Origin of the sequence: Micrococcus sp. APC 4021 (assembly GCF_030407635.1) — a bacterium.
Classification (GTDB): domain Bacteria; phylum Actinomycetota; class Actinomycetes; order Actinomycetales; family Micrococcaceae; genus Micrococcus; species Micrococcus luteus.
This window is the reverse complement of sequence record NZ_JASDCZ010000023.1, coordinates 1-26,350: the sequence shown is the minus strand read 5'-3', so window position 1 is coordinate 26,350 and position 26,350 is coordinate 1. Positions and strand designations below refer to the sequence as shown.

The 26,350-nt window shown below is 73.0% G+C and carries 23 protein-coding genes; 14 read left to right on the top strand and 9 right to left on the bottom strand.

What is annotated here, in order from left to right; all coding sequences use genetic code 11:
• Positions 1-82: 82 nt before the first annotated feature.
• From QL983_RS03720 to QL983_RS03705, 4 genes are read right to left on the bottom strand one after another with little or no spacing between them, the layout of a single operon-like run.
• Positions 83-1,255, bottom strand: coding sequence for a cysteine desulfurase family protein (locus tag QL983_RS03720; RefSeq protein WP_101965970.1), 1,173 nt, complete (start codon positions 1,253-1,255; stop codon positions 83-85).
• Positions 1,252-2,172 carry a carboxylating nicotinate-nucleotide diphosphorylase gene (gene nadC, locus QL983_RS03715; protein WP_060973547.1) on the bottom strand — a complete coding sequence of 307 codons (921 nt, stop codon included), beginning with the start codon at positions 2,170-2,172 and terminating at the stop codon, positions 1,252-1,254. The genes QL983_RS03720 and nadC overlap by 4 nt, the downstream gene beginning before the upstream one ends.
• Positions 2,169-3,497 (bottom strand): quinolinate synthase NadA, encoded by a 1,329-nt coding sequence (nadA, locus tag QL983_RS03710; RefSeq protein ID WP_113913746.1) that lies wholly within the window; start codon positions 3,495-3,497, stop codon positions 2,169-2,171. Before nadA ends, nadC begins: the two co-directional genes overlap by 4 nt.
• 28 nt (positions 3,498-3,525) lie before the next feature.
• Positions 3,526-4,260, bottom strand: a complete 735-nt coding sequence (locus tag QL983_RS03705) for an NUDIX hydrolase (protein WP_041104954.1) — start codon at positions 4,258-4,260, stop codon at positions 3,526-3,528.
• Between the two features lie 128 nt (positions 4,261-4,388).
• On the opposite strand from QL983_RS03705, the gene QL983_RS03700 reads away from it, so the two are divergent.
• The gene (locus QL983_RS03700) at positions 4,389-5,222 is read left to right on the top strand and encodes an alpha/beta fold hydrolase (protein ID WP_060973545.1); all 834 of its coding nucleotides are present in this window, start codon (positions 4,389-4,391) and stop codon (positions 5,220-5,222) included.
• Positions 5,223-5,348: 126 nt separating this feature from the next.
• Here the strand turns inward: QL983_RS03700 and QL983_RS03695 are convergent, their stop codons facing one another.
• Both QL983_RS03695 and QL983_RS03690 read right to left on the bottom strand, forming a co-directional pair.
• Positions 5,349-6,296: a DUF808 domain-containing protein gene (locus QL983_RS03695; protein ID WP_122054471.1), complete on the bottom strand. Its 948-nt coding sequence runs from the start codon at positions 6,294-6,296 to the stop codon at positions 5,349-5,351.
• A gap of 145 nt (positions 6,297-6,441) precedes the next feature.
• Positions 6,442-6,960 (bottom strand): ferritin, encoded by a 519-nt coding sequence (locus QL983_RS03690; RefSeq protein ID WP_020626453.1) that lies wholly within the window; start codon positions 6,958-6,960, stop codon positions 6,442-6,444.
• A 129-nt stretch (positions 6,961-7,089) separates the two neighbouring features.
• Between QL983_RS03690 and QL983_RS03685 the strand changes: the two genes are divergently transcribed.
• Positions 7,090-7,629: a PACE efflux transporter gene (locus QL983_RS03685; RefSeq protein ID WP_098092251.1), complete on the top strand. Its 540-nt coding sequence runs from the start codon at positions 7,090-7,092 to the stop codon at positions 7,627-7,629.
• Between the two features lie 24 nt (positions 7,630-7,653).
• On the opposite strand, the gene QL983_RS03680 is transcribed toward QL983_RS03685, so the two are convergent.
• Positions 7,654-8,556 (bottom strand): patatin family protein, encoded by a 903-nt coding sequence (locus QL983_RS03680; RefSeq protein ID WP_290151272.1) that lies wholly within the window; start codon positions 8,554-8,556, stop codon positions 7,654-7,656.
• A gap of 81 nt (positions 8,557-8,637) precedes the next feature.
• Here QL983_RS03680 and tpx point away from each other — a divergent pair, with 81 nt between their 5' ends.
• Both tpx and QL983_RS03670 read left to right on the top strand, forming a co-directional pair.
• The gene (gene tpx / locus QL983_RS03675) at positions 8,638-9,138 is read left to right on the top strand and encodes a thiol peroxidase (RefSeq protein ID WP_290151270.1); all 501 of its coding nucleotides are present in this window, start codon (positions 8,638-8,640) and stop codon (positions 9,136-9,138) included.
• A 2-nt stretch (positions 9,139-9,140) separates the two neighbouring features.
• Positions 9,141-10,322 (top strand): trypsin-like peptidase domain-containing protein, encoded by a 1,182-nt coding sequence (locus QL983_RS03670; protein ID WP_290151268.1) that lies wholly within the window; start codon positions 9,141-9,143, stop codon positions 10,320-10,322.
• A 15-nt stretch (positions 10,323-10,337) separates the two neighbouring features.
• Here QL983_RS03670 and zupT read toward each other — a convergent pair whose 3' ends face one another.
• A complete protein-coding gene (zupT, locus tag QL983_RS03665) occupies positions 10,338-11,126 on the bottom strand; it encodes a zinc transporter ZupT (RefSeq protein WP_135039534.1) in 789 nt (262 codons plus the stop codon).
• Between the two features lie 65 nt (positions 11,127-11,191).
• On the opposite strand from zupT, the gene QL983_RS03660 reads away from it, so the two are divergent.
• From QL983_RS03660 to QL983_RS03615, 10 genes are all read left to right on the top strand, one after another.
• Positions 11,192-12,670 (top strand): NAD(P)/FAD-dependent oxidoreductase, encoded by a 1,479-nt coding sequence (locus QL983_RS03660; protein ID WP_135039535.1) that lies wholly within the window; start codon positions 11,192-11,194, stop codon positions 12,668-12,670.
• Between the two features lie 251 nt (positions 12,671-12,921).
• A complete protein-coding gene (locus tag QL983_RS03655; RefSeq protein WP_134415704.1) occupies positions 12,922-14,781 on the top strand; it encodes an ABC transporter family substrate-binding protein in 1,860 nt (619 codons plus the stop codon).
• A gap of 162 nt (positions 14,782-14,943) precedes the next feature.
• Positions 14,944-16,464 (top strand): ABC transporter permease, encoded by a 1,521-nt coding sequence (locus QL983_RS03650; RefSeq protein WP_036316459.1) that lies wholly within the window; start codon positions 14,944-14,946, stop codon positions 16,462-16,464.
• A gap of 5 nt (positions 16,465-16,469) precedes the next feature.
• On the top strand, positions 16,470-17,660 hold the full coding sequence (locus tag QL983_RS03645) for an ABC transporter permease (RefSeq protein WP_036316460.1): 1,191 nt from the start codon (positions 16,470-16,472) through the stop codon (positions 17,658-17,660).
• Positions 17,657-19,537 (top strand): ABC transporter ATP-binding protein, encoded by a 1,881-nt coding sequence (locus QL983_RS03640; RefSeq protein WP_051995297.1) that lies wholly within the window; start codon positions 17,657-17,659, stop codon positions 19,535-19,537. The genes QL983_RS03645 and QL983_RS03640 overlap by 4 nt, the downstream gene beginning before the upstream one ends.
• Before the next feature lie 148 nt (positions 19,538-19,685).
• Complete coding sequence (gene typA, locus QL983_RS03635; RefSeq protein ID WP_285139515.1) at positions 19,686-21,596, top strand: translational GTPase TypA; 1,911 nt, start codon at positions 19,686-19,688, stop codon at positions 21,594-21,596.
• The gene (locus tag QL983_RS03630; protein ID WP_285139516.1) at positions 21,589-22,149 is read left to right on the top strand and encodes a hypothetical protein; all 561 of its coding nucleotides are present in this window, start codon (positions 21,589-21,591) and stop codon (positions 22,147-22,149) included. The genes typA and QL983_RS03630 overlap by 8 nt, the downstream gene beginning before the upstream one ends.
• Complete coding sequence (fdxA, locus tag QL983_RS03625) at positions 22,146-22,472, top strand: ferredoxin (RefSeq protein WP_036316465.1); 327 nt, start codon at positions 22,146-22,148, stop codon at positions 22,470-22,472. The genes QL983_RS03630 and fdxA overlap by 4 nt, the downstream gene beginning before the upstream one ends.
• Positions 22,473-22,477: 5 nt before the next feature.
• Complete coding sequence (gene dapC, locus QL983_RS03620) at positions 22,478-23,629, top strand: succinyldiaminopimelate transaminase (RefSeq protein ID WP_044659396.1); 1,152 nt, start codon at positions 22,478-22,480, stop codon at positions 23,627-23,629.
• 148 nt (positions 23,630-23,777) lie between these two features.
• Positions 23,778-25,064: a citrate synthase gene (locus QL983_RS03615; protein WP_081339279.1), complete on the top strand. Its 1,287-nt coding sequence runs from the start codon at positions 23,778-23,780 to the stop codon at positions 25,062-25,064.
• A gap of 110 nt (positions 25,065-25,174) precedes the next feature.
• On the opposite strand, the gene QL983_RS03610 is transcribed toward QL983_RS03615, so the two are convergent.
• Positions 25,175-26,182, bottom strand: a complete 1,008-nt coding sequence (locus QL983_RS03610) for a hypothetical protein (protein WP_036316469.1) — start codon at positions 26,180-26,182, stop codon at positions 25,175-25,177.
• Between the last annotated feature and the right edge of the window lie 168 nt (positions 26,183-26,350).

Sequence of the window (26,350 nt, the reverse complement as noted above, 5' to 3'; positions counted from 1 at the left end):
GGCGCGCACCGTGCCGAGCACGGCGAGCGCGTCGGCCTCCGTGCCGCCCGAGGTGAACACGACCTGCCCGGCCCGGGGCCGCTCAGCGCAGGGCGGCGACCGTCCGGACGGCGTCGACGATCGCGTCCGCCGCGGCCTCGAGCAGCGGGGCGTCGGCGTCCGGGCCGAACGTGCAGCGCAGGGCCGTGCGGGCCTCGTCCTCGCTGAGGCCCAGCGCGAGCAGGGCCGGGGACGGCTCGGCGTCGTGGGCCGAGCACGCGGACCCCGCCGAGGCCAGCACGCCCCGGCGGGCCGCCTCCTCCAGCACCGACTCGCCGTTCACGCCGGGCAGCACGAACGAGGCGTGACGCGGCAGCCGCCGCGCGGGATGGCCGGTCAGCCGCGCGTCGGGCACGAGCGCCCGGACGCCGTCGAGCACGCGCGCCGCGAACCGGTCCCGCAGCCCGGACCACGCGTCCGCGGCCGCGGTGCGCTCCGCCTCGGCCTCCTCGAAGGCCGCCGCGAACCCGGCGGCACCGGCCACGTTCTGCGTCCCGGACCGCCGGCCCCGCTCCTGGCCGCCGCCGGGCACGAGCGGTTCCAGGGCGTGACCCGGGCGCACCCACAGCGCGCCGACCCCCTTGGGCCCGCCGACCTTGTGCCCGGACAGCGCCACCAGATCCGCCCCGAGGGCGCGCACGTCCACCGGGATCTGCCCCGCGGCCTGCACCGCGTCCACGTGCAGCGGCACGCCCGCCTCCCGGGCGACGGCGGCCAGCTCGGCCACCGGTTGCACCGTGCCCACCTCGTTGTGGGCCAGGTGCACGCTGACCAGCGCAGTGTCCGGGCGCAGGCGGGCGGCGAGGTCGTCCGCACAGGTCAGGCCGTCACGGTCCAGCGCGAGGTGCTCGACCTCGACGCCGTGCAGCCGGGCCAGCTGGTCACAGGACTGCCGCACCGCGCTGTGCTCGATCCCCGTGGTCAGCACGTGGCCCGCCGGGCGGCCGGCGAGGATCCGGGCGCGCACCGTGCCGAGCACGGCGAGCGCGTCGGCCTCCGTGCCGCCCGAGGTGAACACGACCTGCCCGGCCCGGGCGCCGATCGCGCAGGCCACCCGCGCGCGGGCGTCCTCGAGCAGGGCCGCCGCCGCCCGGCCGGCCTCGTGCGCCGAGGACGGGTTGCCGTAGACGCCGGTGAGTGCGGGCCACATCGCCTCCAGTGCGCTGCGCCGGACGGGCGCGGTGGCCGCGTGGTCCAGGTCGAGGGCGGTGCTCATCGGCGCGGCGAGACCTCCTCGACCACGGCGTCCAGGCCCAGGTCCAGGGACTGGACGGTATGGGTCAGCGCTCCCACCGAGATCACGTCCACGCCCGTGGCCGCGATCGCCCCGATCGTCTCGAGGCTCACCCCGCCGGAGGCCTCGACGACGGCGCGGCCCGCCACGAGCTCGACGCCGGCCCGCAGCTCGGCCGGCGAGAAGTTGTCCAGCATGATCGTGTCGACCCCGGCGGCGAGCACCGCCGGGATCTGCTCGAGCCGGTCGACCTCCACCTCCACGTGGGTGGTGTGCGGCAGGCGGGCCATCCCGGCGCGCAGGGCCGCGGTGAGGGCCTCGCCCGGGTCGCCGGCACCGCCGAACCCCAGCGCGGCCAGGTGGTTGTCCTTGAGCATCACGGCATCCGAGAGGCTGAAGCGGTGGTTGTGCCCGCCTCCGTCCCGCACCGCCTGCCGTTCGAGCACGCGCAGACCCGGGGTGGTCTTGCGGGTGTCCACCACCCGCGCGTGCCCGCCGCCGGCGCGCACGGCGGCCACGTGGGCGGCCGTCGTCGTGGCGATCCCGGACAGGCGCTGGACGAGGTTCAGCGCCACGCGCTCGGCGCGCAGCACCGAGCGGGCGGGGCCCGCGACCTCGGCGACGACGGCGCCGGGGGACAGGTCGGCGCCGTCGGCCAGGTGCAGGGTGACGGACACGGCCGGGTCGACGAGCCGGAAGGCGGCCTCGAGGGCGTTCGTGCCGGAGAGCACCCCGGCCTCGCGGGCCACCACGCGCGCGGTGATCCGGGCCTGCTCCGGGACGAAGGCCTCCGAGGAGACGTCACCCCAGGGCGCGTCCTCGGCGAGCGCTGCGGCCACGATCCGCTCCACGTCCGGCCGCGGGGCCGGTGTCGTCGGGGCGCGGTCGGCCGGGGTCACGTCCCAGCCCCGGCGGACTGCGCGGCCGACTGCTTCGGCGCGACGGCCAGCATCCGCTCGAGCGCGGTGCGGGCCGGGTCGGCCACGGACGCGGGCACGGTGATCCGGTTGACCACGCGGCCGGCCACGAGCTCCTCGAGCACCCACGCGAGGTAACCGGGGTGGATGCGGTACATCGTGGAGCACGGGCAGATCACGGGGTCGAGGCAGAAGATCGTGTGCTCGGGGTGCTGGGCGGCCAGGCGCTGCACGAGGTTGATCTCGGTGCCGATCGCGAAGGTCGAGCCGGCCGGCGCCGCCTGGATGGCCTTGACGATGAAGTCCGTGGACCCGGAGGAGTCCGCGGCCTCCACCACGGGCAGGGGGCACTCGGGGTGCACGATCACCTGGACGTCCGGGTGCTCGGCGCGGGCCTGCTCGATCTGCGCCACAGTGAAGCGGCGGTGCACCGAGCAGAAGCCGTGCCACAGCAGGACCTTCGCGTCCCGCAGGGCGTCCTCGGAGTTCCCGCCCAGCGGCAGGCGGGGATTCCACGTCGGCATCTGCTCGAGTGGGATCCCCCTGGCGCGGCCCGTGTTCCGGCCCAGGTGCTGGTCCGGGAAGAACAGGACGCGCTGGGCACGCTCGAACGCCCAGTCCAGCACGGCCGAGGCGTTGGAGGACGTGCACACGATGCCGCCGCGCTCGCCGACGAAGCCCTTGAGGGCCGCGGAGGAGTTCATGTAGGTCACGGGCAGCAGGGGCACGCGCCCGTCGTCGTCCGGCTCGGTGCCGTAGACCGCCTCGAGCTGCTCCCACGCGTCCTCGACCGAGTCCAGGTCGGCCATGTCCGCCATGGAGCAGCCGGCGGCGAGGTTGGGCAGGATGACGGCTTGGTCCGGGGTGGAGAGAAGGTCCGCGGTCTCCGCCATGAAGTGCACGCCGCAGAACACGATCGCCTCCGCCTCGGGCCGGCCCTGGGAGGCCCGCGCGAGCTGGAAGGAGTCGCCCACGAAGTCGGCGTGCTGGACGACCTCGTCGCGCTGGTAGAAGTGGCCCAGCACGACGACGCGTTCGCCGAGTGTCTGCCGCGCGGCGCTGATCCGGGCGTGGAGCTCCTCGTCGGAGGCCCGCTGGTACTCCTCGGGGATGCGGCCCTGCACGGGGGCGTCGGCCGGGACGACGTCGTCCTGCGATGCGCCGGGGCCGTAGGCGGGTAGGCCGGCGTCGAACGCCCAGGGGCCGCGGGTCAGGTCGGGGGAGCACGAGGAGCCGCGCGCGGCGTCCTTGTCGATCAGGGTCAGGGTGCGGGCCACCGAGGCGGTGGTCCCGGTCGGGGTGGTCATGGGTGACTCCTGGGTCGGGGCTGGTGGGTCAGCGGCGGGCATCCGGCCCGGCGGGATCGGGGTCGGTCCCGGGCCCGGCGGGCCGGTAGCGGTAGAGCTTGGGCGGGCGGTGCGGGGTGCCGCCGCGGACCTCGCCGGTCTCCTCGAGGGCCCCGGCGGCGAGGGTGGCGCGGCGGAAGTTGGCGGCGTCGAGGCCGCGGCCGAGGACGGCCTCGTGCACGGCGCGCAGCTCGGCGAGGGTGAAGGAGGGCCCCAGCAGCGCGTGCCCGACGCCGGCTCGCGGCAGGTCCGCGCGCAGGCGCGCCACGGCCGCCGCCAGGATCTGCGCGTGGTCGAACGCCAGCGCGGGCGGCGCGTCGGCCCGGTGCCAGCGCACATGGACCCCGATGGGCAGCCCGGCCACGTCCGGGTCCGGGCGGGACGCCGGGGCGGCGCCGTCGTCGTCCAGGACGGGGCTGAGCGCCCAGTGGGCCACCGTGAGGACGCGTCCGGTGGGGGAACGGTCCACGGCGCCGAACGCCGCCAGCTGCTCGAGGCGACGGACGGGACCGGGCACGCACTCGGCGGCCACGCGTGCGGCGACGTCGGCCAGCTCCTCGTCCGCGCCGAGCCACGCGCCCGGCAGCGCCCACCGGTCCAGGAACGGCTCGCGCATCCGCGGGACGAGGGCGACGCAGAGGCGGGGCACGCCGTGCGGGTCCGGGCGCACGCCGAAGACGGCCGTGGACACGGCGACGCTGACGCGGGCCTCAGCGACCGGCATGGGACCTCCCGGGGCGGACTGGCGGGGCTGTTCGGGTCAGTATGACACTGTTCCCGCCCATCTCAGAGGGTCAAGATGACTGGAAGTCGGGGGAGGCACCGGCGCGGTCCCGCGCTAGCCTGAGTCGGGTGAACACGACCGCCGCCTCCGCCCCGTCCGACGCACCCCTGGCCTCCACCCGCATCGGGGAGGGCCCGCGCCGCGTCGCGTTCCTGCACGGCCTCATGGGCCGCGGCCGGAACTTCACCGGCCCGGCCAAGGAGCTGGGCGACGACTTCACGGTGGAGCTGATCGATCTGCCGGACCACGGCGCCTCGCCCTGGACGGACCGGGTGGACTACCGCGAGATCGCGGACCGGGTGGCCGCCCACCTGCGCGCCGGCCTCGCCGCCGACGGGCCGGTCCACCTGCTGGGCCACTCGATGGGCGGCAAGGTCGCGATGGTGCTCGCCCTGCGGCACCCGGAGCTCGTGGACCGGCTGATCGTGGAGGACATCTCCCCGCGGCTCTCACCGCAGGCCACGGACGAGTTCGTGCACCTGCTGGGCACCATGCTGCGCATGGACCTGGACGCGTACGACTCGCGGGCCGAGGCCGACGCCGCCATGGCCGAGCACGTCCACGACGCGCGGGTGCGCGGCTTCCTGCTGCAGAACCTGCGGCGCACGGCCGGGCACTTCGCGTGGCAGCCCAACGTGGCCATGCTCTTCGAGCACCTGCGGGAGATCGGCTCGTTCCCGGACCCGGTGGTCCCCGAGGATCCGGAGCGCGTGTTCGACCATCCGGTCCTGTGGCTGGCCGGCGCCGAGTCGGACTACGTCCAGGATGAGGACGTGCCGCGGATGAAGGAGCTGTTCCCGCGCGTCGTGCGCGTGACCGTCCGTGACGCCGGCCACTGGCTGCACGCCGACCAGCCCGAGGCCTTCGTCTCCGCGGTGCGCACCTTCCTCACCGCCGACTGACGGGGCCCGTCGGGAGACGGAGACAGCGCCGAGGCCCGCAGACGCGCCGCCACGTTCCGTGCGTAGCGGCGCGTCTGCGGGCCTCAGCGTCGGGCGCGGGTGGGGGCGGACCCGTCAGCCGCCGCATCAGTGGGCGGGCGCGGCCTTCTTTCCGCGCAGGCGTCCGACGAGCAGGACCACCCCGAGCGCGACCGAGCCCCAGAGCAGGCCCCACACAGCCGATGTCGCGGTGTCCGTGAGCCAGCCGAGGAACGCGCCGGCGGCGTGCGTGACGGGCTCGACGATCCCGTGCTGCACGGCGTAGGGCCACGGAACGCCCAGCGCGTCCAGCTCCACGAGGGCGATGTGGCCGCCCACCCAGAGCATCGCCACGGTGCCGATGACGGTCACCACGCGCAGCACGTGCGGCATGGCCTTGACCAGCCCGGCGCCGAATGAGCGGCCGCCGGAGGTCGAGGCGTTCTGGTGCAGGTGCAGGCCGACGTCGTCCATCTTCACGATCAGCCCCACGGCCCCATACACGCCCACGGTGATGAGGACGGCCACCACCGCCAGGACCGCCGCCTGCATCCAGAAGCCCAGGTCGGCCACCTCGTTCATGGAGATGACCATGATCTCCAGGGACAGGATGAAGTCCGTGGTGATGGCCCCGCGCACCACGGTCTCCTCGGCCTCCGGACCCCGCTCGACGGCGGGCTCTTCGTCGTCGGCATGCCCGTGGCCGGTGAGCTTGCCCCACACCTTGTGCGCGCCCTCATAGGACAGGTAGGTGCCGCCGGCCAGCAGCAGCCACGGCAGGATCCAGGGGGCGAGCCAGTCGAGCAGCAGCAGCGCGGGCAGGATGAACACGAGCTTGTTGCGCAGGGAGCCCTTGGTGATCCGCCAGATCATCGGCAGCTCGCGGGCCGCGGCCGCGCCGGCCATGTACTGCGGGGTCACCGCGGCGTCGTCGACCACCACGCCCGCCGCCTTGGCCGCGGCTCGTCCCGCTCCGGCGGCCACGTCGTCCACGCTCGCGGCGGCGAGGCGGGCGAGGGCGGCGACGTCGTCGAGCAGGGCTACGAGTCCGACCATGGTTCCTCCTGGGGTGGGTCCGACGGGCGCGCCGGTGCGCGGGCAGGGCGCAGGTTGAGCATAGCGGCGAGGACGGACACGCACCGGCCCGGTCCCGTGGGGGACCGGGCCGGTGCGTGCGCGGCCGACGAGGCCGCCGGTGGGCTCAGGCGTCGTTCTCGGTGGTCTCCACGGGACGGGAGCCCAGGCGACCGTCGATGCGGAGCAGGCCCGAGCCGTCGTCGCCGACGAGCTCGAGCTGGCCCACGATCTCGGAGACGGTGGCCTCCTCCTCGATCTGCTCGTCCAGGAACCAGTTCAGCAGCGGGCGCGAGTTGAGGTCGCCCGCGGACTCGGTGGCCCGGTACAGCTCGCGGATCGCCTCGGAGACCTTCTGCTCGTGCGCGAGCGCGGCCCGGAAGATCTCCAGGGCCGACAGGCCGGCCTGCACGGGCGGGGCCGGGATGGCGCCGATCGTCGGGAAGCTGTCCCGGTCGGCGACGTGGTCGATGAACTTGTTCGCGTGGACGATCTCCTCGTCCGCCTGGTGCCGCAGCCACGCGGCCATCCCGGACAGGTCCAGGTCGTCGGCGGCGATCGCGAGCTGGCGGTAGACCATGGACGCCTCGAACTCGAGGGTGATCTGGTCGTTGAACTTCTGCAGCAGGTCATCGGTGAGCTTCATGCCTCGAACTCTAGGCAGGCGGCCGGGGCGCGGTGAAGGCGCGCCCGCCCCTCATCGAGGAGCGACGACGGCGGGCGGCCGGTCCCGCCGGATTCGGCGCCCCGCGGTGCCAGCCCTAGGCTGGGCGCCGTGTCCGAGACCCGCCGCGCCCGCCCGGGCGTCGACCCCGCGTCGACGCCGCCCTCCGACGTGCCGCGGGGCCCGGGAGGCCGGGACGCGCTCGTGCGCCGCCGCGTGTTCCGGACGCCCCTGCTGCGCCGCGTGGTCTACGCGGTGGTCTTCGAGCTGCTCGCCATCCTCTTCACCACCGTGATCCTGGCGGCGCTCGGCAACGGCGGTGGGCCCTCGCTCGCCGTGGCGGTGGTGTCCTCGACCGTGGCCCTGCTGTGGAACATCGTGTTCAACTCGGTGTTCGAGACCCTCGAACGCCGCCTCGGGATCACGGGCCGGCCCTGGTGGGTGCGCGTGGCCCACGCCGTCGGCTTCGAGGGCGGGCTGATCGTGTTCCTCGTGCCCGCGGTGGCGCTGATCCTCGGCATCGGGCTGGGGGAGGCGTTCCTCATCGAGGCCGGCCTGCTCGTGTTCTTCCTCGTCTACGCCGCGGTGTACGCCTACGCGTTCGACTCGGTGTTCGGCCTGCCGGACTCGGCCGCCCGCGCCGAGGCCTGACCCGCCGCTCGGAGCAGGCGCGGCTCAGCGGGACGCCGGCAGCCCCAGGAACGCGCGGATCGCGGGCATCTCGCGGCGCACCTGGTCCAGGCCGAGCTCGTGGGCGGCGGCCAGCTTGGCCACGGACCGCTCGCCGTTGGCGATGGGCATGGTCTCGGGCGCGAACAGATAGGCCCGTCCCTGCCGCTCCATCTCGAACAGGCGCTCGCGGGTCGCGTTGTACCGGCGCCAGCGCGTGAGCAGGGCGTCCGCGACGGCGGGGTAGCGCCGGAAGGTGCGCTGGTAGAACGAGGGGAACCGTTCGGGCCGTTTCACGTACCCGCGCTCCCGGGTCAGGACCACGAGGACCTTCTCGAACCCCGCGTCCTCCGCCGCGGTCAGCGGGATCCCGCCGTCCACGCCGAGGGCGCCGTCCACGAACACGGTGCCCTCGGCGTGCACGGGGGGCATGAGGACCGGCATCGTGGACGACGCGCGGACGCGGACCATCAGGTCGGTCAGGGTGGTCATGTCGGAGCGGTCCCACCAGCGGGTCTCGCCGCTCGCGGCGTCGAACCCGCCCAGCACGAGCCGGGCGGGGTTCGCGCGGAACGTGGCGAAGTCGTAGGGCAGGTCCGCCTCGGGCAGGCCGGCGTGCTCGTAGATGTACTCGGCGTTGAACAGGCCCTTGCCGCGCAGGAAGCTCAGCCAGTTGCCGAACCGAGGATCGTCGGCGAAGTCCACGAACGAGCGCCGCGCACGGGCCGGGTCGCGGGACAGGTAGTTCACGGCGTTGGACGAGCCCGCCGAGATGCCGGCCACGAAGTCCACGTGGATCCGCTCGCGCAGCAGCTCCGCCACCACGGCCGAGGTGAGCGCGGCGCGCATCCCCCCGCCCTCGAACAGCAGCGCCGTGTCGGTGACGTTGGACGTCATGTGCTCGGTCATGGTCGGTCCCTCCGTGTTCGCCGTCCGCCGAGCAGGGCGCGGGTTGCTCCCGTCCGGCCGCGCCCATCCTAGGCTGTCCCCATGGCGACGACCCACATGAAGAGCACCCCCGTCCACACCGTCGGTGGGCTGCCCCAGGTGGGTGCCCCCGCCCCCGACTTCACCCTCACCGGGGCGGACCTGTCCCCGGTGACCCTGCGGGAGCTGCGCGGCCGCCGTGTGATCCTGAACATCTTCCCGTCCCTGGACACCGGCGTGTGCGCCGCCTCCGTCCGCGAGTTCGACTCCCGCGTCGCGGACCTCGGGGACACCACCGTCGTGGCCGTGTCCGCGGACCTGCCGTTCGCCGACGCGCGCTTCTGCTCGGTCGAGGGCATCGACCACGTCCGCAGCGGCTCTGTGTTCCGCTCGTCGTTCGGCGACGACTACGGCGTGCGCATGACCGACGGTCCGCTCGAGGGCCTGCTGGCCCGCGCCGTCGTCGTGGTCGACGCCGACGGCGTGGTCCGTCATGCCCAGCTCGTCCCCGAGATCTCCGAGGAGCCGGACTACGAGGCCGCCCTGGCGGCCGCCCGGGGCTGAGCGTGACGCCGCCGGGCTGGCCGCCGCGCGCACGACGCTCGCCCCTGGCGTTCGTCATCGCGCTGTTCGGCGTACTCGGGGCGCTGGTCCTGGCCGGGGGCCTCACCGCGATCCTCGCCGGCCGGATGGTCGACGTCGCCGCGGACTCCACCCCGACCGTGCCCGCCGCCGAGGCCCCCGCCCGGGAGGCGGGCGCGCTCGCGGCGGGCCTGACCCACATCCACGACGGCGTGACGGTGGACTGGTCCGCATCGGCCCACGACGGCTCGTCCCTGGACCCGGGCCAGCCGGTCGCGGACGCCCCGGGCATCCTCCTCGTGGAGACCGCCCTCGGCGCCCGCACCGGCACGGGGACCGGCATGGTGCTCTCCCCGGACGGGCTGGCGGTGACCAACTACCACGTGGTCGAGGACTCCTCTGAGGTGCACGTGGTGGTCGCGGACACCGGCGCGCGGCACACGGCCACGGTGCTCGGGCGCGATGCCGAGCACGACATCGCGGTGCTCGACGTCGAGGGCGTCTCAGACCTGCCGGTGGCCAGCGTCTCGCTGGACCCGATGCGGCGCGGGGACCAGGTGGCCGCCGTCGGCAACGGCGGGGGCCAGGGCTATCTGACGGCCGTGCGCGGCACCGTGCTCGGCACGGACCGCTCGATCATGGCCGCGGCCGAGGGCACCGATCAGTACGCGCGCCTCTCCGGCCTGATCCAGACGGACGCGGACGTCGTGCCCGGCTACTCCGGCGGCCCGGTGGTGGACGACGCCGGCCAGGTGGTCGGCGTGACCGTGGCGGCCAGCGACGGGACCACCGCAGACGAGGTGGACGGCTTCGCGATCCCGCTGGAGGTGGCCTTCGACGTGGTGGACCAGGTCCTCTCGGGCGAGGAGACGGACACCGTGAGCATCGGCGCGGACGGCGCCCTGGGCATCATGGTCGGCGCGGATCCCGACGTCGGCGTCGTGGTCATGCAGGTGGACGCGGGCTCGGCGGCCGAGCAGATCGGCCTGGTCGAGGGCGATGTCATCCTCGAGATCGAGGGACGGCCCGTCGGCGACAACGCCTCCCGGATGTCCCGCCTGGTCAACGACCACAACGTGGGGGACCGGATCACCGTCCAGTGGCGCACCGCCGACGGCGAGGTGCGCGAGGCCGAGGCGGTCCTGCAGCCGGCCCTCGTGAACTGACCGGCCCCCCGGCGCTCAGGAGAGCAGGTCCAGTGAGAGGGCCATCGCGGCCACGCCCAGCAGCACGCCGCCCAGCGCCGCGGCGCGGCCCCCGGCCGCCCGGGCGGCGGGCAGCAGCGCGTCGAGGCTCACGGTCACCATCACGCCCGCCACGGCCGCGAAGACGGCGGCCACGAGCGCGGGCGTGAGGAACGGGGCCAGCAGCAGCCAGCCGATCAGCGCGCCCAGCGGCTCCGCGATCCCCGTGAACGCGGCCCACGCGAAGGCCTTGCGCCGCGATCCGGTGGCCTGCCGCACGGGCACGGCCACGGCCACTCCCTCCGGCACGTTGTGCACGGCCATCGCGACGGCCAGCGCGAGGCCCACCGACGGATCCTGCAGAGCGCCGGCGAAGGTGACGAAGCCCTCCGGCAGATTGTGCAGGCCGATCGCCAGGGCCGTCACCGTGCCCAGGCGCAGCATCCGCCGCCGGTCCAGGCCGGCCTGGTCGTCGACGTCGTCCGGCATCTCCGAGACGGGGTCGGGGACGGCGCGCTCGAGCAGCACGTAGGCGCCTGCGCCGAGGGTCAGGGCGGCCACCGCGACGGCGGTCGCCGCGGGGCCGACCGCCCCGCCCAGTCCCTCGACGGCGGCCGGCAGCATCTCCAGGAAGGAGACCGCGAGCATGACGCCCGCGGCGAGGCCGAGGGCGGCCCCCAGCCCGCGGCCCGAGGGCTCGCGTCCGACGATCGCCAGGACGCCGCCCAGCACCGTGGCCAGCCCGGCGAACGTCGTGAGAGCGAGCGCGGTCCAGAACGGGTCCACGGGGGAGGGCCTCCTGACGGGCGGCGGGCGGGGTGCGACCATCCTAGGGACCACAGGAGGAGACCATGACCGAAACCGCCACCGGCCCCGGATTCGCCCTGCCCCGGGGCGTCGAGCCGGGCCGCGCCGTCGTCGTGGGCGCCGGACCCAACGGCCTGACCGCCGCCGCCCTGCTGGCCCGCGAGGGCTGGGAGGTGGACGTGTTCGAGCGGGCCCCGGTGCCCGGCGGTGCGTGCGCGTCCGCGCCGGTGCTGGGGGAGGGGACCGTGGTGGACCTCGGGGCGGCGGGCCATCCGTTCGGCGTCGCCAGCCCCGTGTTCCGGGAGCTGGGGCTGACGGACCACGGGCTCGCCTGGCTGCACCCGGCCGTGCCGATGGGACATCCGCTGCCGGACGGGCCGGCCGCCCTCCTGCACCGGGACCTCGAGGCCACCGCCGCGGGTCTCGGCGTCGACGCGCGGGCCTGGCGGGCCGTGCACGGGGCCCTGGTCGACCACGTCGACGAGATCCTGGCGGGCGCGCTTGGCCCGGTGCTGCGACCCCCGCCCCATCCGGTGGCGATGGCCCGCTTCGGCCTGCGCGCCCCGTGGCCGGCCGATCTGCTGGGCCGGGCGATGTTCCGCACGGCGGCCGCCCGCGCCCTGTTCACGGGCTCGGCGGCCCACGCGATCCTGCCCTCGAGCCGGCCCCTGACGGCGGCGTTCGGTGCGCTCTTCGGCGCGCTCGGGATGAGCTCGGGCTGGCCGGTGGCGCGCGGCGGGTCGGGGGCGATCGTCGACGCGCTCGTGGCGGTGCTGCGGGCGCACGGCGGGCGGCTGCACCTGGGTCACGAGGTCACGGACCTGCGCGCGCTGCCCGCCGCGGACGCCGTCGTGCTGGACCTGACCCCGCGCCAGGTGCTGCGCGTCGCCGGCACGGGCCTGCCGCCGCGATACGCCGCGGCCCTGCGCCGGTGGCGCCCCGGGCCGTCCGTGTCCAAGGTCGACTTCCTGCTCGACGGGCCGATCCCGTGGCGCGACGCCCGGCTCACGGGCGCGGGGACGGTGCACCTGGGCGGGACCGCCGCCGAGATCCGGCGGGCCGAGGACGACGTCGCGGCCGGCCGGATGCCGGCGCGGCCTTTCGTCATGCTCTGTCAGCAGCAGGCGGCGGACCCCACACGGGCCACCGGGCCCGCCCGGGGGCACACGGTCGTCTGGTCCTACGCCCATGTGCCCCACGGCCACCCCGGCGACGTCCGTCCGCTGATCGAGGCGGAGGTGGAGCGGCACGCACCCGGTTTCCGGGACCGGATCCAGGCCGCGGTCGCGATGCGCCCGGCCGATCTGGAGGCGTGGAACCCGAACCTCGTGGGCGGCGACATCGCGGGGGGATCGCTCGCGGGAGCGCGCGCGCTCCTGCGCCCCACTGCGTCGCCCCGGCCGCACCGGGCGGGCCGGGCCGGGCTGTATCTGGCCTCCGCCTCCACCCCGCCGGGCGCCGGCGTCCATGGCATGGGCGGGGCGTGGGCCGTGCGGACTCTGCTGGCGGACCGTCGTCGCTGACCGCGCCGGCACCCGGGTGCAGCGGCGCCGGGCCGGGGCCTGCCGGGGTGTCGGCGACCGCTGTGCGACACGGCTGAGACGGATCCGGATCCGGACTTTCGCGAATCGGAATGTGCCCGCTACAGTGTGGTCCATCTCACGGAACGTCCCGTCTCGACGGAACGGCCCGGGGGTCGTCTCGCACCACCAGCTCCCCACAGGGACGCGGGCGCGCGACGTCCTTGCACCTCTCATGAACGGAAGCACCTTCCATGAAGTACACGAAGCTCTCCGCTGCCGCGGCCCTGGCCGCCGGCTCGGCCCTCATCCTCTCCGCGTGCGCCCCGGGCGGCGGCAATGCAGGCGACTCCAGCAGCAACGGCTCCGGCGCCAGCCAGGGCGGCGACTCGGGCGCCGGCAACGTCATCGAAGGGGACAAGGGCCAGAAGCTCACCGCCGAGGCCTCCGGGCCGGAGCTGGCCGACCTGGGCGACGTCGAGACCCAGGACGGCTCCATCGCCTACTCGGTGGGCGCCGATGACTTCCTGTCCTACAACGGCCTGCAGTCGAACACGTACACCACGTACAACTCGGCCGTCGTGGACCGCATGTTCTCGTCCTTCTGGTACTTCGGCACCGACGGCTCGATCATCCCGAACAAGGACTTCGGCACGTACGAGAAGACCTCGGACGACCCGCTGACCGTGAAGTACACCATCAGCGACGACGCCAAGTGGTCCGACGGCACCCCCGTCACCGCGGGTGACTTCATCTTCCACTGGGCCGCGAACAACGACACGGTCAAGGCGGAGGGTTCCGAGACCCCGCTGTTCGACTCGATCTCCTTCGAGCAGGGCAAGTACATCCCGGAGGCGCCCGAGGGCGAGGCCGACGGCAAGGAGTTCACCGTCACCTACCCGGAGCCCTACGCGGACTGGGAGATCCTCATCAGCACCGCGCTGCCGGCGCACATCGTCGCCAAGGAGGCGGGCATGAGCTTCGAGGAGCTCGTCACCGCTGCGAAGGAGAAGGACGTCGAGGCGCTCACCCCGGCGGCCGAGTTCTGGAACGACGGCTGGGACTTCAGCCCCGGCGAGCTGCCGGACGCCTCGCTGGTGCCCTCCATGGGCCCCTACAAGTTCAAGGACGGCGGCTGGCAGGCCGGCCAGTCCATCACCCTCGAGGCCAACCCCGAGTACTGGGGCACCCCGCCGGCCACCAAGGAGCTCGTCCTCCGCTTCGCCGACCCGAAGACCCACGTGCAGGCCCTGCAGAACGGCGACCTCGACGTCATCGAGCCGCAGGCCACCGTGGACACCCTCCAGCAGCTCGAGGGCCTCGGCGACGACGTCAACGTCCAGACCGGTGACCAGCTGACCTGGGAGCACGTGGACTACAACCGCGGCGAGGGCTCGGTCTTCGCCGACTCCCCGGAGCTGCGCGAGGCCTTCGCCCTCTGCCTGCCCCGCCAGCAGATCGTGGACAACCTGATCAAGCCGATCTATGCGGACGCCCAGGTCATGAACCTGCGCGAGGTCTTCCCCTTCCAGGACAAGTACCAGGAGGTCGTGGACGAGGCCTACCCGAAGGAGATGGACGAGCCGAACATCGAGAAGGCGAAGGAGCTCGTCGAGAAGTCGGGCGTCTCCAAGCCCACGGTCCGCCTCGGCTACCAGGCCGGCAACCAGCGTCGTACCGAGACCGTCGCGCTCATCAAGAGCTCCTGCGACCAGGCCGGCTTCGACGTGCAGGACGCCAACTCGCCGGTGTTCTTCAAGGAGGTCATGCCGGCCGGTGACTACGACGCCGCCCTCTACGCCTGGGCCGGCTCGGGCCAGAAGGCCTCCGGCGCGAACATCTACCAGTCGGACGGCGCTCAGAACCAGCAGAGCTACAACAACCCCGAGGTGGACGCGGCCTGGGACAAGCTCGCCACCTCGCTGGACGAGAACGAGCAGCTGGAGCAGGTCAAGACCATCGAGAAGCTGCTCTGGGAGGACTTCCAGGCCATCCCGCTGTACGCTCACCCGGGTCTGGTCGGCCACAAGGCCGACGTCGCCAACGTGCGCGACACCGCCGCCCAGTCGGGTGCGCTGTGGAACGTGGAGCAGTGGGTCCGCGTCCAGGAGTGACGCCCCGCTGACCTCTGACCCGGCGGTCCGCCTCCCGCGGACCGCCGGCGTCGGGATCGAGGACAGAGCCCGGCCGGGCACCGGCCGGGCTCTGGCCGTGAACCGCGGCGAACCCGCACCCCTCCCTTTCCCTTGCACTCGCACGGAAGGTCACCCCCTGTTGTGCTGAAATTCATCCTCAAGCGCCTCGGCAGCTCCCTCCTGGTGCTGTTCGGCGCGTCGATCCTGCTCTTCTTCCTCGTGGCCCACTCGGGTGACCCCCTTCAGGACCTGCGAGAGTCACAGAACCCCAACCGCGAGACCCTCATCGCCGCCCGCACCGAATTCATGGGGCTGGACCAGCCCTGGTACGCCCGGTACTGGGACTGGCTCCAGGGCATCGGCGGCTGCGTCACCGGTCAGTGCGACCTCGGCCTCAGCCGGAACGGTCAGTCCGTCGCCGACCTGCTGAGCAACGCCGCGGCCTCCACGCTGCGCCTCGTGGTGCTCGCGACCGTCCTGGCGATCATCATCGGCATCGCGATCGGCATCATCACCGCGATCCGCCAGTACTCCGGTCTCGACTACGTGGTCACGTTCCTGATCTTCCTCTTCTTCTCGCTGCCCGTGTTCTGGGCGGCCGTCCTCCTGAAGGAGTACATGGGGATCCGGTTCAACGACTGGATCCGCAGCCCCGAGCTGAACTGGCCCCTCCTCATCGGGGTCGCCGTCCTCGCGGGCCTGGTCCTGCAGGCCGTCATGGCGGGCGACCTCAAGCGGCGCGCCTTCACGTTCGGCGCCACCGCCGCGTTCATCCTGCTCGCCGGCTGGGTGCTGTTCGCCGTCGACTTCTGGCGGCATCCGCAGATGGGCCCGGTCGTGCAGCTGGTCATCGGCCTGGCCGCCGCCGTCGGCGCCACCGCGGTGATCTCCGGTCTGCGCAACCGATCGGTCCTCAAGGCCGCCCTGGTCACGGCCGCGATCGGCCTCGTCGCCTACTACGCCACCTACGGCCTGCTGTGGCGGACGCCGTCCGCGCTGCTGCTGGCCGGCCTCGGCGTCATCCTCGTGCTGGTGGCCATCCTGGTGGGCCGCCTGCTCGGCGGCTTCTCCAAGGGCTCGGCCGTGTCCGCGTCGCTGGTGACCGCCCTGATCATGGGCGTGGCGATCGTGGCGGAGCACCTGATGAACTACTGGCCGACCTTCCTGAAGGTCAAGCCGCGCCCGATCTCCACGATCGGCTCGGGCACCCCGAACCTGGACGCCCACTTCTGGGTGGTGTTCCTGGACCGCGGTGCGCAGCTGCTGCTGCCCACCATCCTGCTGACCATCATCTCGGTGGCCACGTACTCGCGGTACACGCGCTCCTCCATGCTCGAGGTCTCGCGTCAGGACTACATCCGCACCGCGCGCGCCAAGGGCCTGCCGGAGCGCCAGGTGATCCTGAAGCACGCGTTCCGCAACTCCCTGATCCCCATCACCACGATCATGGCCTTCGACTTCGCCGGCCTGATCGGCGGCGCCGTGATCACGGAGCAGGTGTTCGGCTGGAAGGGGATGGGCGAGCTGTTCGCCACCGGCCTGCGCGACGTGGACCCCATGCCCGTGATGGCGTTCTTCCTCGTGACGGGCACCGCCGCCGTGCTGATGAACCTCGTGGCGGACGTGCTCTACGCCGTCCTCGACCCCCGGATTCGAGTGTGAGCCAGATGACCACCAACAACTCCTCGACGACGGGCGCGCAGCTCGACGAGAAGCAGATCTTCGACCTCGCGGAGGCGGAGGACGCCAAGCTCCGCGCCAAGGCAGGGAAGTCCTACTCCCAGGGCGCCCTGGTCCGCAAGCGGTTCTTCCGCCACAAGGCGGCGATGATCTCCCTGATCGTGCTGGTCTTCATCACGCTGATGGCGTTCTCCTCCATCGGCTTCGCCGGCATCCCCGGCTGGTGGGACAAGTCCTACACGGCCGCGGCCTCCGTGGTGAACGGCGGTCGCCCGACGCTGTCGGTCGTGCCGCAGGCCTTCGGGGGCGAGGGCATCCGCTGGGGCGAGCACCCCTTCGGCCAGGACACCACGGGCAAGGACTACTTCGCCCTTGTGATGCGCGGGACCCAGCAGTCCATGATCATCGCGGCCATCGTGGGCCTGCTCTCCACCGTGATCGGCGCGATCGTCGGCGCCGTGTCCGGCTACTTCGGCGGCTGGGTCGACTCCGTGCTGATGCGCCTGACCGACCTGATCATCGTCATCCCGCTGCTCGTGCTCGCCGCGGTGCTCGGTCAGATGGCCAGCGGCATGAAGATGGGCATCCTCCCGCTCGCGGTGGTGCTCGGCCTCGTGTCCTGGACGTCCCTGGCCCGTCTCGTGCGCGGCGAGGTCCTGTCCCTGCGCGAGAAGGAGTTCGTGGCGGCCGCCGTCGCCATGGGCGCCAAGCCGGGCCGCCTGATCTTCAAGCACCTGCTGCCCAACACGATCGGCGTGATCGTCGTGAACGCGACGTTCGCCATCGCGGGCGCGGTGCTGCTGGAGACCTCGCTGTCCTTCCTCGGCTTCGGCGTGAAGGCGCCGGACTCGTCTCTGGGCCTGCTCATCTCCGACTATCAGAACGCGTTCACCACCCGTCCGTGGCTGTTCTGGTGGCCCGGCATGATCATCCTCGCGATCGCCCTGTCCGTGAACTTCCTCGGCGACGGTCTGCGCGACGCCTTCGACCCGCGCCAGGGTGCGGGCGCCCACCGCAGGCCCCGGTTCTTCGGCCGCCGCGCGGCCGCCACCGAGGCCGGTGCGACGACGGCGGGCGGTCTGGCCGCGGCCCCGACGGCCGGTCGGATCGAGGCCCCCGTGGAGGAGGCCGGCGGATCCGCACGGATCTCCGACGCGGACGAGGACGGTCAGCGATGAGCGCGAACGACAAGAAAGGCCGATCCATGTTCGGCAAGAAGAACCAGAACGACGTGACCGCCGGCGGGCAGGGCTCGCACGCGGCGTCGTCGGCCGACCTCGAGGCGCGCGGCGCCGCCGTGCCCGGGTCCTCCGGCGACGGCGGCGTGCCCCCGGGCCCCGCGACGAGCGCGATGGGCGTCGTGGCCCGCCACGACGACCTGGGCGGCGAGCCGGTGCTCGCCTTCCGCGACGTGGACGTGAAGTTCGCGACCGAGTTCGGCGAGGTGCACGCGGTCAAGGGCGTGACGTTCGACGTCAAGCCCGGCGAGGTCGTCGCCCTCGTGGGCGAGTCCGGCTCCGGCAAGTCCGTCACGAGCGCCACCGCCATGGGCCTGCTCCCGGGCAATGCGGACATCACCGGTTCCGTGAAGCTGGCCGGCCGCGAGGTGCTCACCATGACCCCGGGGCAGCTGCGCGACATCCGCGGTGACGAGGTGGCGATGGTGTTCCAGGAGCCCATGACGGCCCTGAACCCCGTCCTCACCGTGGGCGACCAGCTCACGGAGGCCCTCGAGCTGCACGGCATCGCCTACGGCACCGAGGCGGACAAGCGCGCCGTCGAGCTGCTCACCATGGTGGGCATCCCCGACGCCGCCACCCGGCTCAAGCAGTACCCCCACCAGTTCTCGGGCGGTCAGCGCCAGCGCATCGTCATCGCGATGGCGATCAGCTGCTCGCCGAAGGTGATCATCGCGGACGAGCCCACCACGGCGCTCGACGTGACGGTCCAGGCCGAGATCCTGGAGCTGCTGCGCTCCCTGAAGAACAAGATGAACACCGGCATCCTGCTCATCACGCACAACATGGGCGTGGTGGCGGACATGGCGGACCGCGTGTGCGTGATGCTCCACGGCGAGCTCGTGGAGCAGGGCTCGGTGCACCAGGTGCTCCAGCACGCCCGGCACCCGTACACCCAGAAGCTGCTCTCGGCGGTGCCGCGCCTCGGCGATCCCCTCGAGGTGGCGGAGCCGGAGCCGGTCACGGCCACGCAGACGCAGGCCCGGTACGCGATCGAGGCGGAGAACCTCCACCTCGAGTACGACCACCGCGGCAAGAAGAACCGCGTGGTCCACGACGTCAGCTTCCAGGTGGCCCCGGGCGAGATCCTGGGCCTGGTGGGCGAGTCCGGCTCGGGCAAGTCCACCATCGCCAAGTCGGTGCTCGGCCTGCTCACCATCGCGGAGGGCTCGCTGCGCATCCAGGGCCACGACCTGGCGACGATGCCCAGGGCCGAGCAGCGCGCCCTGCGCAAGAACATCGGCGTGGTCTTCCAGGACCCGGCGGCCTCGCTGGACCCGCGGTTCCCGATCGGCGACATCATCACCGAGCCGATGGTCGTGCACAAGGTGGGGGACCGGCGCTCGCGCCTGGCCCGCGCCGAGGAGCTGCTGGACGCGGTGCGTCTGCCGCGCTCCGTGGTGAACCGGTACCCGCACGAGCTCTCCGGCGGTCAGCGCCAGCGCATCTCCATCGCCCGCGCCCTGACCCTGGACCCCCAGGTGCTCATCGCGGACGAGCCGACCTCGGCCCTGGACGTGTCCGTCCAGGCCGCCGTGCTGGACATGTTCGCGGAGCTGCAGCAGCGCTACGAGTTCGCGTGCCTGTTCGTGTCCCACGACCTCGCGGTGGTGGACATGCTGGCCCACAAGGTGCTCGTCCTCAAGGACGGCCGCCAGGTGGAGCAGGGCCCCACGGAGGAGGTGCTCCACCGTCCGAAGGAGGAGTACACCCGTCGCCTCCTGGCGGCGGCGCCCGTGCCGGACCCGGACCAGCAGGCGGAGCGTCGCCAGGAGCGCCGCGAGTTCCTCGCCTCCCTCGGCGAGGGCGTCTACTGACCGCGCGGGTCGGCGGCGGGCGCGTCCCGCCGCCGGCCCCGGGCCCACCGGCCCGCCTGTCCACGGCGGCCCCTGCGCGTACAATCGCACGGGGGCCGCCGTCGTCGTGCGCCTCCACCCCTTTGATGTCGAACCGGACAGGACGCCCATGACCTCGACCGAAACCCGCCGCTCCGATCTGCGCAACGTGGCCATCGTGGCCCACGTGGACCATGGCAAGACCACGATGGTGGACGCCATGCTGCGCCAGACCGGTGCCTTCAACACGCACGGCGACGTCGCCGAGCGGGTCATGGACTCCGGGGACCTGGAGAAGGAGAAGGGGATCACGATCCTCGCCAAGAACACCACGGTGTTCTACTCCGGCCCGTCCGCCCCCGAGGGCGAGACCGTCACCATCAACGTGATCGACACCCCCGGCCACGCCGACTTCGGCGGCGAGGTGGAGCGCGGCCTGTCCATGGTGGACGGCGTCGTGCTGCTCGTGGACTCCTCCGAGGGCCCGCTGCCCCAGACCCGCTTCGTGCTCCGCAAGGCCCTCGCGGCCAAGCTGCCCGTGATCCTCGTCGTCAACAAGACGGACCGCCCGGACGCGCGCATCGACGGGGTCGTCTCCGACTCCATGGACCTGCTGCTCGGCCTGGCCTCGGACCTGGCCGAGGAGGACCCGGACCTGGACCTCGACTCGGTGCTGGACGTCCCCGTCGTCTACGCCTCGGGCAAGGCCGGCCGCGCCTCCCTGACCCAGCCCGCCGACGGCGCCCTGCCGGAGGCCGAGGACCTCGAGGCCCTCTTCAACGTGATCATGGAGCACATCCCGGCCCCGTCCTACACCGAGGGCGAGGTCCTCCAGGCGCACGTCACCAACCTGGACGCCTCCCCGTTCCTCGGCCGCCTCGCACTGCTGCGCATCTTCAACGGCACCCTCCGCAAGGGCCAGCAGGTCGCGTGGGCCCGCCAGGACGGCGCCCTGAAGACCGTGAAGATCACCGAGCTGCTGGCCACCAAGGGCCTCGAGCGCGTGCCCGCCGACGAGGCCGGCCCGGGCGAGATCGTCGCCGTCGCCGGCATCGAGGACATCATGATCGGCGAGACCCTCACCGACGCGGAGAACCCGAAGCCGCTGCCGCTGATCACGGTGGACGACCCGGCCATCTCCATGACCGTGGGCATCAACACCTCCCCGCTGGCCGGCCGCGTCAAGGGCGCCAAGGTCACGGCCCGCCAGGTGAAGGACCGCCTGGACAAGGAGCTGATCGGCAACGTCTCGCTCAAGGTGCTCCCCACCGAGCGCCCGGATGCGTGGGAGGTGCAGGGCCGCGGCGAGCTCGCCCTGGCCATCCTCGTCGAGCAGATGCGCCGCGAGGGCTTCGAGCTCACCGTGGGCAAGCCGCAGGTGGTCACCCGGACCGTGGACGGCAAGGTCCACGAGCCGATGGAGCGCATGACCATCGACATCCCCGAGGAGTTCATGGGCGCGGTCACGCAGCTCATGGCCGCCCGCAAGGGCCGCATGCAGGAGATGTCCAACCACGGCACGGGCTGGATCCGCATGGAGTTCCTGGTCCCGGCCCGCGGCCTGATCGGCTTCCGCACCCGCTTCCTCACCGAGACCCGCGGCGCGGGCATCGCCTCCTCCTACGCGGCCGGCTACGAGCCGTGGACCGGTGAGATCGAGTACCGCACCAACGGCTCCCTCGTGGCCGACCGGGCGGGCTCCGCCACGCCGTTCGCCATGATCAACCTGCAGGAGCGCGGCACCTTCTTCGTGCAGCCCGGCGCCGAGGTGTACGAGGGCATGATCGTGGGCGAGAACTCGCGCGCTGACGACATGGACGTGAACATCACCAAGGAGAAGAAGCTCACCAACATGCGTGCGGCCTCCTCCGAGTCGTTCGAGGGCCTGACGCCCCCGCGCCGGCTCACCCTTGAGGAGTCCCTCGAGTTCGCCCGCGAGGACGAGTGCGTGGAGATCACCCCCGAGGACATCCGCATCCGCAAGGTCGTCCTGGACGCCAACGAGCGCCTGAAGGCCGCGCGCGCCCGCGCCCGTGCCTGACCGTCGCCGCGCCCGGCCCGCCGACGTGGTGGGCGGGGCGCTGCTCGGCGTCGGCGCCGGCGCGCTCGGCACCGCCGTCCATCTGAACCTGGCCTCCCTGCCGGGCGGCTGGACCCTGCCCTGGGGTGCGGTGCTGGCGCTCGTGCTCGTCGGCTCGACGCAGCGCTGGTGGATGGTCCGACGCGCGGGCCGCGGCGGGCACGCCCTGCCGGCGGGGGCCGCGGTCGTCGCCGGCGCGTTCACCGCCGTCCTGGCCCTGCAGCGCCTGCCGGTGGACGACGCCCTGGGGGTGTCCTGGACGGCCGGCCTGTGGGCGGCGGCGCCGGGCGCCGTCGTCGCCTCCGTGGCCTGGAACGTCGGCCAGCCGGCGCTCGGCCTGGTCCTGCTGGCCGTGGGCCGGCGGCTGGACCGCCGACCCGCAGGGGCCGCCGACGGCGCCACGCGCCCCCGCCGGGCGACTGTGACCGCCCGCGAAACGCGTCCGGGGGAGCGAGTACCCTGGACCGCAGCCCCGCAACCCCGTGCCCAGAGAGAGGTGGACGGTCAGCCATGACCTACGTGATCGCGTTGCCGTGTGTGGACGTCAAGGACAAGGCGTGCATCGACGAATGCCCCGTGGACTGCATCTACGAGGGTGAGCGCATGCTCTACATCCACCCGGACGAGTGCGTCGACTGCGGTGCGTGCGAGCCGGTGTGCCCCGTCGAGGCCATCTACTACGAGGACGACACCCCCGAGGAGTGGGCCGAGTACTACAAGGCCAACGTCGAGTTCTTCGACGACCTGGGCTCCCCGGGCGGCGCCGCCAAGCTGGGCATGATCGCCAAGGACCACCCGATCATCTCCGCTCTGCCCCTGCAGAACGCGGACGCCTGAGCCCCATGCTGACGCTGCCGGACTACCCGTGGGACACGCTCACCCCCTACCGTGAGCGTGCCGCCGCCCACCCGGACGGCGTCGCGGACCTGTCCATCGGCACGCCCGTGGATCCGACGCCGGCGCTGATCCGCCGGGCCCTGACCGAGGCCGCCGACGCGCACGGCTATCCGACGACGCACGGCACGGACGCCCTGCGCCGCGCGGTCGTCGACTGGTACGCCCGGCGCCGCGGGGTGTCCGGGCTGGACCCGGCGGCCGTGGTGCCCACGGTCGGGTCCAAGGAGTTCATCGCGTGGCTGCCCACGCTGCTCGGGCTCGGCGCAGGCGACGTCGTCGTCCACCCCGAGGCCGCCTACCCCACCTATGCAGTGGGCGCGCTGCTGGCCGGGGCGGAGGCCGTGGCCGCGGACGACCTCGACGCGCTGGCGCCCGAGGTGCGTGAGCGGGTGCGCCTCGTGTGGACCAACTCGCCGGCCAACCCCACCGGTGCCGTGCTGGACGCCGCGGCGCTGCGCCGCACGGTCGACGCCGCCCGTGGCGTGGGCGCCGTGGTGTGCGGGGACGAGTGCTACGCCGAGCTCGGCTGGGACGCGTGGGACGGGGCCGTCGTGCCCTGCATCCTGTCCGACGAGGTCTCCGGCGGCGACCTGACGGGCCTGCTGAGCGTCTACTCGCTGTCCAAGCAGTCCAACCTCGCCGGCTACCGCGCCGCGTTCGCCGCGGGGGATCCGCAGCTCGTGGCGACCCTGGTCAACACCCGCAAGCACGCGGGCATGATCGTGCCGGCCCCGGTGCAGCATGCGATGGCCGTGGCCCTGGCCGACGACGCGCACGTCGCGGAGCAGAAGGACCGCTACCGCCGCCGTCGGGACGCGCTGCGCACCGCGCTGGAGGCCTCCGGCCACACGGTGGACCACTCCGAGGCGGGGCTGTACCTGTGGACCCGGCGGGCGGACCTGGACCCGGCCGACGCCACGGCGCAGGACTCGTGGGACCTGCTGGGCGAACTGGCGGACCTGGGCATCATCGCCGGGCCCGGCGTGTTCTACGGTGCCGGCGGCGACGGCTACGTCCGCGTGGCGATCACCGCCACGGACGAGGCGGTCGCCCGGGCCGCGGCGAGACTCACGGCCCGCGGGCCGCGGACCGGCTGAGCCGGGGTCGGGGGCCGTCGTCGGGGGAAGCGACCGCGCGTCCCGGGCCGGTCCTTGATAGTTTGGAGCAGAGTCGTCCCCGCGTGGGCGCGCCCACATGGGCGTGCGAACCCGGGCCATCGAGAAGACAAGACGAGGGAGCACACCCGTGACCCATCACGAGTCCGTCCGGCTGACCGTCGGCGAGCAGAGCCTGGACCTGGGCGTCGAGCACGCCACAGAGGGCAACAACGGCATCAACATCGCCCCGCTCCTGAAGGAGACCGGCGACGTCACCTACGACCCGGGCTTCATGAACACGGCGAACGCCAAGTCGGCCGTCACGTACATCGACGGCGACCAGGGCATCCTGCGCTACCGCGGCTACGCCATCGAGGACCTCGCCGAGCACTCCTCCTTCATGGAGGTGGCCTACCTGCTGATCTACGGCGAGCTGCCCGAGTCCAAGGAGACCCTGGAGGCCTGGGAGACCAACATCCTGCGCCACAACATGGTGCACGAGGACCTCAAGCTGTTCTTCAACGGCTTCCCGCGGGATGCGCACCCCATGCCGGTGCTGTCCTCCTCCGTGTCCGCGCTGTCCACGTTCTACCCGGACTCCCTGGACCCCCACGACCCGGAGCAGGTCCACATCTCCACCGTGCGCCTGCTCGGCAAGCTGCCGGTGCTGGCCTCCTACGCGTTCAAGAAGTCGCTGGGCCAGCCGTTCATGTACCCGCACAACTCGCTGAACTACGTGGAGAACTTCCTCCGCCTGTGCTTCGGCGTGCCGGCCGAGGAATATGACATCGACCCGGACGTGGTCAAGGCCCTCGACCTGCTGCTCATGCTGCACGCCGACCACGAGCAGAACGCCTCCACCTCCACGGTGCGCCTGGTCGGCTCCACCCAGGCCAACCTGTTCGCCTCGGTGTCCGCCGGCATCAACGCCCTCTATGGCCCGCTGCACGGTGGCGCCAACGAGGCCGTGCTGAACATGCTCCGGAAGATCAAGTCGGAGGGCATCACGCCCGAGGACTTCATGGAGAAGGTGAAGAACAAGGAGGACGGCGTCCGTCTGATGGGCTTCGGGCACCGCGTGTACAAGAACTACGACCCGCGGGCCAAGATCATCAAGAAGACCGCCGAGGACATCCTGGGCAAGATGGGCGGCAACGACGAGCTGCTGGAGATCGCCCAGCGTCTCGAGGAGAAGGCCCTCGCCGACGACTACTTCGTGGAGCGCAAGCTCTACCCGAACGTCGACTTCTACACCGGCGTGATCTACAAGGCCATGGGCTTCCCGGAGAAGATGTTCACCGTCCTCTTCGCCCTGGGCCGCCTGCCCGGCTGGATCGCCCAGTGGCGCGAGCTCATGGAGGACCCGGCCACCAAGATCGGCCGCCCGCGCCAGATCTACGTGGGCGAGCAGCTGCGCCAGTACCCGCAGCGCTGACCCGGGGGCGCTGACCCTGGGGCGCTGACCCTGCGTTTGGGGGCGGTTTCGGGTGGTATTCCGACGGAATACCACCCGAAACCGCCCCCAATGCGTTCGCCGGAGCGTCTTCATGTCGAGGCGGAGTGGCCGAGGCGGCGTCGGACCACCGCGACGACGCCACGGAAGTCCTCGCGCCCATCGGCCCAGGTGACGCGGAGCGTCGTCCAGCCGCGCGCCTGCCCGTAGCGGTCCCGGCGGGCGTCGCGCGCCTGCTGCTCCCGCGTGCGGTGCCCCGCACCGTCGTACTGCAGGGCCAGGCGCACGTGACGGTAGGCCACGTCGGCCACGGGGGAGAAGGGGTCCCCGGGCTCAATCGCGGCCTGCAGCTCCGGCTCCGGCAGCCCGCCGGCCACGAGGGCGAGGCGCAGGCGGGTCTCGGGCGGCGAGTCCGCCCCGACGCGAACGGAATCCAGCGCCTCCCGGGCGGCCGGGCGGCCATGGAAGCGTCCGGACGCGCGCAGCGCGGACCGCAGCGCGGCGATCGTGGTGGCCGGATCCGTCCGGCCCGCGGGCGTCCACGGGTGCCTGACGGCGTGGTCGCCGGCGGCCACGAGGTCCTCGAACGTCCACGGGGGCGTCAGGGAGCACAGGTCCAGCCAGGTGCGATCGACGGTGGTGACGCGCAGGCCGTGCACGTGCGTGACGAACTCGGGCGCCAGCGGCCTGCGGTGGTCCATCAGCCCGGCCCGCCGGACGCGTCGTGTCCCCCGAGCCACGGTGAGGTGCACCGGCGGGTCGGCCTCGAGCTCGCCCGTCGCCGGGTCGCGCCGCCGCCAGGCTCGCGCGGGCATCGGCAGGCCGTGCAGGTGGGCCGCGGTCTCGTGGGAGAGGACGGCATCCGGGCGCCGGCGCAGAAGCGCGGCGAGGTGATCGGGGGAGAAGCCGTGCCCGGGCTCGGTCAGGCCCAGGTCGGCCCAGCCCGTGCCAGGACGTGCCCGCTGCCGGTGGAAGCCCTGCCCGACCCGCTCCAGGTCCGACCGGCGGGCGCGGTCGGGCGGCAGCCCCAGTCGGGCCAGGTCCGTGGCCAACAGCACGGCGGGCTGGTCGGGCGGCAGAGGAGTCACGACGCGCGGCATGCACCCATCGGACGACGCCGGCGGGGCGCCCGGGGCGCGCTGGCCGCGGCACGGGGACGACGCGCGGGGCGGGCGCTGCTGTGCAGGAGCCGACGGCCCGCGCCGCGTGCCGCCGTCGTCGTCTTCCCGCCCCCGGGCCGCCGGGGAGTTCCGGGGGCGATACTGGGC